The organism is Micromonospora sp. CP22, assembly GCF_009712475.1.
Classification (GTDB): Bacteria; Actinomycetota; Actinomycetes; order Mycobacteriales; family Micromonosporaceae; genus Micromonospora.
Genome location: NZ_VCJO01000039.1, coordinates 1 through 8,586, shown reverse-complemented (window position 1 = coordinate 8,586; position 8,586 = coordinate 1). Strand labels below are relative to the sequence as shown.

Sequence of the window (8,586 nt, the reverse complement as noted above, 5' to 3'; positions counted from 1 at the left end):
CCCGAGCCACCCGCCAAGCCACCCGCCGATCACACGACCTAATCACCGCCGTGACCAGCAGCTACCCGACAACGCAATAGCCCTGACCTGCACCCCAACATGATCCACCATGGATTAACCACCGAATCACGAGACGTCCCTTAATGAGTTGTGCGACGACCACATGACCAAAACGATTGCCATTTACCGAATCAAAGGAAGACATCGGTAAGGCGCAGGAAGCTTCCACGCCTGAATCACGAACACACACTCCTCGACAGACCGAAGCCTCCTCCACGAAGACGTTAACCTTCCACTTTTCAAGCCACTCCGCCCAAATCTCCCGGAGTAACATAGGGCGTAGGTTACGCCGTCACGCTTGCCGGAATGCAGCAGCTTTAAGCATTACACGACGCGCGCCATCACGAGCAATTAATTCCCACTGCCAGAATCTTTGACGGGCCACAAGTCGCGCCCACCATCCAGGTATGCGTCTATTTTTGAGACGGTGACCGAGGTCGCCATGGCAATCATATTCAATGTCGGCGAGCTGATTTTGAGAGCCAACCTACCATCGGATTTTATGTCGACATCGACCAACATATTGACAGAAACACCGCGTATCGATATGTCACTTACCCCACCTAGGAGTAGCTCGACTTGAACAACGTTATAACCATTGCGACGCCACTTAACGGGAGGATTGGAGGGATAAGTCGGAAGGTCCAGCCTGAGTCGAAGCGTTGGCCCCTCACGGTCAATTTCGACCCCATGCAAACCGACCCCCACCAAGGGCGGAGTCTCCGCTCCAAAAATCTCCCTAAGTCCTTGAGGATTCGTTACGAGGTCGAGCCAACCCATGTTCACCTACTAATACTCGTAGTGCTGAGCAGTGCCAGGCACCTTACCAGTCCGAGTGTTGGCCCACGGCCGCACGTTGAGGTGTCGGCCTTGGTCACCGACGCCCCCCTCTCCGAATTGATGCCCGAAGGAATGGTCCTGGATGACGACTCGGTCCCCGCCTCCTCGCTCGAAAATGTACTCCCGAGTCATGACCGGCCGACCGCGTTCGTTCATTATCTGCGCGCCACTACGGTCAGTCATCGGCACAGAGCGGATATCCGTGGGCTGTTGGCTCATTGGTATACCAAGGTCTCGCTTGGCTTCACGGAAGGCAGCATTCCTACTTGGCAAGGTCTTATGGCTCGGAACACTACCGCCACAGTTGTGCACCAAGACAGGAGTATTGCCAGCGATCACATAGTACGTGTGGATGTCGGCGACGGTAAGGTCGTGCATTTGTTCGTCGCCGCGATGGTTGCGGACGGCTTCGACCGTGACTTCGGTCCCGTCGGCGGTCGCGAGTTGTTCGCCGGAGCGGAGTTCGGCCGCGTTGATCCATTCCGCCCGGGTCTGGCTCCAGAAGGGGTGGTGTTGGGTGGTTTCGAGGGTGGTGCTGGAGTCGTCGCTTAGGCGTACGTCGAGGTCGGTGAGGTCGGTGTCTTGGTTGGTGTGGGTTTGGGTTACGGGTTTGGCTTCGTCGTTTCCGGTTTCGGGGTCGGTGGCGAGGACGAGGTCTCCGACTTTGACGTCGGCGATGGCTTTGGTGGTGCCGTTAGCGAGGAGGACGCCGGTGGTTGGTGCGAAGCTGTGGGTGCACGCGCCTTTGCCCTTGATTCCGAAGCGAGCGCCGGCGGCGATGCCTCCTGCGCCGATTCCTGCTTCCGTGCCGGAAGCTACGGCTGCCTCGATGTTTCCCTCGGCTAGGTTCGACCATGCGTTCCACCAGCCGAGGTAGATGTCCTTGACCGCAACGGCCGGGCTGATGAGGGCTGAGATGTAGTTTTCGGCGAACGTTTTGCCTGTGTCCCACAGGGCGTCGGTGAGGGACATGTCGCCGTTGTAGACGGCGTTCGCGTTGTTGTAGGTCGTTACCCAGCTGTTCTTGATGGTGTTGAAGGTGTCGACGATGGGGCTGACGATCGCGTTCTTTGCACCCGTCCAAAGGCCACTGACGACCTGCTTCGTGGTGGACTTCTTCTTCGGCGGAGTGGGGTTGGTGTTGGGGGTGGTGGTGCTTTTGCTGCTGTACTTCGGGGTGTAGTTGACGATCTTGGTGCCGGTGTGGCTCTTGTAGGCCCTGACATGGCCGTCGCCGTCGCCGAGGGCGTAGAGTCCTGAGGGGTCGCTGAAGGTGGTCGGACTGTTGCGGCCGTAGGCGTAGCCGTGCCATTGCTCGGGGTCGGCGAGGTCCATGACCGGGTCTACGGAGATGAATCTGCCGAGGGTGGGGTCGTATTCACGGGCGCCGAGGTGGGTCAGTCCGGTGTCGTCTTGGGTGCCGCCGACGAAGGCTTTGCTACCCAGCCAGACCGATGGGGTCGTGCCGCGTTGTTCGCCGTAGGGCATGGTGCGGCGGCGTTGGCTGGCCAGGGTGGTGGCGTCGATCTGGACCTGGCCGGTGCCTTGGTGGTTGCTGATGGTCCACTTCAGCCCGGATGCGTCACGGACGGCGATGCCGGCGTAGTAGCGGGTGCCGAGGGGTCCGCCGCTGGTGGGAGTGACGACGAGTTCGGTGCTGCCGAGGTAGAGGGTGGTCTTGTCGTCTGCGCGGGAGATGAGTCGGTTGCCGTCGGCGTCGTAGACGTACTCGGTGGAGGTCGTGTCTTCGGTGAGGGTATCGAGTCGGCCTTCGGGGTCCCAGGTCAGCGCCTGGGTGGCGCCGGTGGGGGTGGTGCGTTGGGTCATGTTGCCGGCGTCGTCGTAGGCGAACCCGCGGGTTCCGGTGCCGGCGAGGGGGCCGGTGGCGGTGACCGAGGCGATCTGGTGGGCGGTGACTCCGTGGAGGGCGCCGGTGTTGTAGGTCCACACCGTGTTGCCGGTGGTGGTGTTGTGGTCGGTTTGGGTGAGCCGGTTACCGAGGGCGTCGAAGGTCCAGGAGCGGTGGTAGGGGTCAGCGCCGGCGCGTTGGGGGGTGGCGCAGGTGGTGGCTGCTTGGGTCCAGGCTTGGGTCAGCCGACGTAGGTGGTCGTAGGTGAAGCATTCGACCTGGTCGGTGGTGCCGTTGGTTTTTCCGGCGATGGAGGTGATGTTGCCGGTCTGGTCGTAGGTGTAGCCGCTGGTGAACTTGCTGGTGAAGGTTCCGGGGGTGGTGGGGCTTTCGGTGGCGACGTCGTGGGCGTCGAGCCGTCCGGTGCCGGTGTCGATGGTGGTGGTCTGCCGGACCTGGTTGCCGGGGGCGCCGTGCAGGCTCTGGTGTGCGGGTCCGTGGTTGTAGTAGGTCGCGTCCGCGAGGTATTTGGTGTCGGGTGCTCCGGCGATCTGGCCGGTCGTGGAGCGCGCGTATCCGTTGGTGTCGTAGGTCGAGGTGATGGTCTCGGCGGGGAGACCACCGATGCCGGGCAAGGTCTGCCGGGTGATCTTGCCGGCGAGGTTGTAGGCGACACCGGTGGTGTAGGTGCCGGCAAGGGCGCCTTCGACGGCGGGAATCGTGACGATGGTGCCGGTCGGTTCGTAGCGGTCGGTGTAGCCGGTCACCGCGGTGGTGTAGGCGTTGCCGTCGCGCCACCTCGTGGACGAGGTAAGGCGCCCCTTGGCGATGCTGTCATACACGTAGCTGACCAGTCGCGTGCCGGTGCCGACGTCGCCGGCCCACCGACCCTTGGTTCGCGACTGCGCGTCGTACTCGGTCGAGATCTTCTGCCCGCGCCCGTCAACGGTGTAGGCGACTCGGCCGGCAGAGTCGTAGTGGGTGGTGGCGGTGCCGGAGTCCGGATCGACCTTCTGCGTGAGACGGCCGGCGAGGTCATAGGTGTTGGTCCAGGTGTTGCCGGCGGGGTCAACGACCGTGGTGAGTTGGTCCAGGAGGTCGAAGGTGTATGTGGTGCTCTGGTACGTGCTCGGGTTGGTGGCCGAGGTGTACTGGTCCAGCCGCGTCGTGTTGCCCCGCGTGTCGATGTGACTGACCGTCCTGGTCCCGCCCGCCGGGGGCACGACCATGGTGCGGTCGCCGTAATAGGTGGTAGCGGTCTGCCGCCACGCCGTACCGAGCTTCTTGTCCACCACTGCGGTGGCCCGATTCAGATGGTCGTAGGTCGTCTCGCGAACGGCAGGAACGGTGGCCAGGCTCGGGTTGACCAACCCGGAACCAGCCGCGGAGCTGTTGTGGAAGGGGTCGGTGGTGGCGGCGACGTTGCCACGGGCATCGTAGGTGGTGGCGGTGACAACCCGTCCACCGTTCGGACCCGGCTGCTGGACTTCCCGTACTCGGCCGAGACCATCAACGTACTGGTAGGAGTTCAGGTAGACCGGGCTGCCATCGTGGGATTGCAGCGTTTCGGTCCTGGTCCGCGCGGCGGAGGTGGGTTGGCCGATCCCGCTGGAGGTGAGCTGGTAGCCGAACCGCAGCGACGGCACCCCGGACGACTTCGCCTGCCCCGGCGCGTACACCTCGACCAGTCGGCCGAGCGGGTCGTAGACCAGGTCGGTGACCTTGCCGTTCGGGTCGGTGATCCGCGACGGTTCACCCGTGTGCCGGTCGATCAGAGTGGTGCTGGAGTGGTTGAAGCCACCGCCGACGGTGCTGGTGATGCCGTTGTCGGGCCAGTTGACACCCGGGCTGTAGCTGGTGGTAATGGTCAATCCGGCCGAGTCGGTCGTGCTCAGGATCCGACCGGTGTTGTCGTAGGTGCTACGGCCACTGGACACGTAACTGGTCGGACTGCGGTACGTGCGCACCTCGGCGACGTTGCCGTCGAACGGGGTCTGTGATCCTTCGACCGTGTAGGTGTCGTAGAAGGTGACTGCGCGCGACAGCAACGTTCCCGAGCCGCAGGTATCGCCGGACCAGGTCTCCACCCGCTCCGGGAAGTTAATCATGTAGAAGGAGTTGGGTTCGTTGCGTTGGGCGTAGGTGTAGGAGGTGCAGGTGTTGTCCGCGACCCCGACCTCGTTGTACTGGTGGAACCGGATCGGCAGCCCGTACGTCGACTCGTAGATGGTCCTCTCTTCGCTGGTCCGCCAGCTGCCGTCGTCGAGCTTGACCCGGTTGCTTTCCAAGCCGACGCGGACCTGGCGGGGGTTGGCGTAGCCGGGACCGTTGAAGCTGCCCTGGATGATGTGGTCGTAGCGGGTGCTGGCGACCTCGGTATAGGAGGCGTTGGCCGGATTCGCGTTGTAGGTGGTCATCCGGTACTGGCGGGTCTGCAGGGTCCGACCGGCGCGGGCAGAGTGGTCGTCGTAGGTGTTGCCGGCGTAGTCGGAGACGGTGGTTTCCTTGATGCCGCCGCCGCTGCCGGGGTCGTAGATGTCGTGGTACAGGCCGCGGAAGAACGTCGACATCCACACCGTGTACTTCGACGGATCCGTGCCCGAGCCCTGCACGACGCGGACACGGTTGTAGCCGGCGAAGACGCTCCACGACTCCTCGGCGTCCGGCACGAGCGGGTTGTTGGCGTTCTTCCACGCTGGCGTGCCGACGGAGTAGTCGTACTGGGTGACCTGGTCCGGCGACCCACCCACCTGATCCTTCTCCACCACCTTTTTGACGAGGTACTTGTGGAAGATCCCGAACCCTGGGTCGGCGCCGGGCGGTGAGTGGAAGATCGGGTAGCAGTCCTCGGTGTTGACGTCCCAGTTGCCCTGCTTGCCGTTGTGCCAGCTGTTGAAGCCCGACTGACTCGACCCGCCCTGCGGGCACGGTTTCTGCGTGCCGTAGGTGACTTCGGTGCGACCACCGAGACCGTTGCGGACCACCAACAACCGGGGCATCCGCATCGCGGACACACCGACGCCGGTCTCGTCGTAGTCGACCCGGCCGTCCCGGTAGTTCGGCTGCGTCCCGTCGACGTAGTCGAAGTCCACCGGCGGCAGGTCGATCTTGTTAGCGTCCGCGCCGATCAGCCCAATCGGACGGATGTAGTCCAGGATGAACACCCGCTCGGTCAGGCCCGGCGGGTTGACCACCTTGTAGCGCAGCTGGACGCGATTGATGTTGTTCCACGCCGCGGTACCGGCGTTCCACTGGTACGACGTCACCCGGTCCAGGATCTTGCTGCTGAAGAACGACTGGGTGTAGTTCCCACACGACGACGACCCGCACGACAGATCCCCGGGCACGTCGGGGTAGGAGGTCGGGTTCGACGACAGCGACGGACACGACGCCGGAGTGTTGTTCAACGGGTCGTCCTCGGCGGTGCGCTCCACACACCGGTTCGCCCAACTGAACAACACCCGACCAACCGGAACCGCCCCGGCCTCGGTCACGTTCTTCGCGTACTCGATCGACGACAGATAGCCGCCGCGGTCGTACTCCAGCACCGAACCGGTCAACGCCCGCTTGTAGTGGTTCGTCTCCCGCGTCCAGTGCAGATACGTCTCGTTCTCGTTGGCGTCACGAACCCGGTCCAGGTTCCACCGCCACGGATCCCGACACGACGCCGGATACACGCTGTGGCACGGCTCCCCCGCCTCATCCCCCAGGAACGACATCTTCCACACCGCGTCCCGCACATACCCGAACCGGTACTCCGTGCCGTCCTGCGTCCACACCTTCCAGTAGCCATCGTCCTCAGCACCACCGGAGAGGAACTCCACCCGCCACCCGAGATCGTCAACCGGCTTCCACACCCCCGCCGTGGTCTTCACGATCTGCGTCGACTGCCCCTGCAACGAGATCGTGATATGCGACGCCGCCACATCATTCGTGGCCGCTTCGCCGTCCTCACCGTCCGGGGACTCCCAACACATCTCCGTCTTGTGCGTCCGACACGGCTTGTACATCCGCTCCACGTAACCCGGCGAGAACGACCAACCCAACCCCACCGGCCCCGACTGGTTGTTCGTCCCGTGCGTCATCCCATCCACCGACGACGAGCTGTACGACAACCCCAACCCCAACGTCTGCCCATACGGCAACGGCGGCTCCGGCAACGGATACGAATAGGTGAACGACCCCGCGCTCTCCCCCACCTGCCACGACCCCGACGGCTTCAAATCCGTCGCCGTGTACGAGCCGGTCGACCCACCCGACGCCGACGACGCCAGGGCGTACACGCCTACCGACTCGACAGATGCCTGCGCGGTAAAGCCCTCGAACGCACCCGTGCGACTGCCGGCAGCGGTCGAGTCACCGGCAACGTCCACCACCGCCGTCAACCTCTTCGCGTGCGGATCATTCACCGCCGACACCCACACCGGATCAGCCGAACACTCCGGCACCTCCGGCGTCGTCGCCGCACACCCCGGCAACCGCACCAACGTCAACCGATCAGCAAACGAGCCCCCATACGCCTGCGCGAAATCCGAATAGTCGACCACCACCTGCACCGCACCGGCCGCCGCGGAACCGTCCGCCCGAGCGAGTGAGTACAACGGGCCCGCATTACCCAACGCCACCGACGCGGACCGGTCGAACGACCGAACCCGCACCGACCCAACCTCGCCAGCCTCCAGGCCTCGCGCCGCTGCACCCTCAGCCTCACCGGCAGGCTCGACCGTCAACCCGAACGCCGTCCGATCCCCGGCGTCACCCTGAAGGTCGATGACCGCCTCACCACCTGCCGGGAACTCCCCCGCAGGGAGCGGCTCCGTCACCGCAATCTCGCCATCCGGATCTGGATCCTGCTCTGTCTGCCGGACTGCAACACTCGCCACCGACGGAGAGTCAGCCGGCTTCGATACCGGTGCCGCTTCCGCTGGCTGCTCGAGTTGCAACACCGGCAACAAACCCACCAGCACCGCCACCGCCAGAAGGCCCGCCCCGGTCCTTCCCCGCGCACCTGACCGATCGCACGCAGCGCCCCCACGGCGGCCAGCAAGCATCGCAACCACTCCCGTCGATCTCGAAGTGCTCGCCACGCTAGACACCCTCGACGGTCCACACAAGAACGAAACCCACACCCTGCAGACCGTCAGTTGATGACGATCACGCACCGTATCGGTCCGGGTAACCAAACACGGTCCAGTCGGCACCCCTTACCGCCGCAAGCCACACAATCCCCATCACCGCCGAGTTCGACAAAAAGATCGCTCGCTACAGACAGGCTCTCGACGACGGAGCCAGCCCGGCGGTCGTGGCGGGCTGGATCGCCGAAGCTGAACAGCAGCGCGACAAGGCGCTGGCAAGCCGCCCCGCTGCACGCGAGTCCGACGCCATCGACTCGATGACCGCCGAGGACATCGCCTCGCTGATCGCCGAGCTGGGCAACATCGCTGCGGCGCTGGAGGAGGCAGAACCCGAAGACGAGCTCGACCTGTACCGAAGCCTACGGCTGAGGCTGACGTACTCCGCAGAAACACGAACGGTGTTCGCCAGAATTGATCTTGGCGAACACCGTTGGGATTTGGTTCGTGTCCGAGGGGGGATTCGGCCACAGACACCCAGCACACCTGCCGGAAACAGGTGTTCATGCGTTGCACAGTAGAGTCCAACGCCCAGGCGGTCAATCAGAGGCTATCGGGCTATGTCCGGCGCCGCGGATGCTTGGGCTGATCGATGTGCTCTTGGCTTGCGACGTCGGGCACCTCTAGGCGATGGCGGTCGGCGGTGTACCGATGGCGGCATCGCCATCTGGAGTTCCTGCCGGATGGTGTCCAGTGCCTGGGTGA

Annotated in this window: 3 protein-coding genes; 1 reads left to right on the top strand and 2 read right to left on the bottom strand. The window is 64.0% G+C overall.

What is annotated here, in order from left to right; genetic code table 11:
* Positions 1-411 precede the first annotated feature (411 nt).
* Positions 412-840: an Imm50 family immunity protein gene (locus FF096_RS27630; protein ID WP_375335396.1), complete on the bottom strand. Its 429-nt coding sequence runs from the start codon at positions 838-840 to the stop codon at positions 412-414.
* 9 nt (positions 841-849) lie between these two features.
* Positions 850-7,716: a polymorphic toxin-type HINT domain-containing protein gene (locus FF096_RS25960; RefSeq protein WP_375335395.1), complete on the bottom strand. Its 6,867-nt coding sequence runs from the start codon at positions 7,714-7,716 to the stop codon at positions 850-852.
* Positions 7,717-8,051: 335 nt separating this feature from the next.
* Here FF096_RS25960 and FF096_RS25955 point away from each other — a divergent pair, with 335 nt between their 5' ends.
* A complete protein-coding gene (locus FF096_RS25955) occupies positions 8,052-8,402 on the top strand; it encodes a hypothetical protein (RefSeq protein ID WP_155222183.1) in 351 nt (116 codons plus the stop codon).
* Positions 8,403-8,586: the final 184 nt, after the last annotated feature.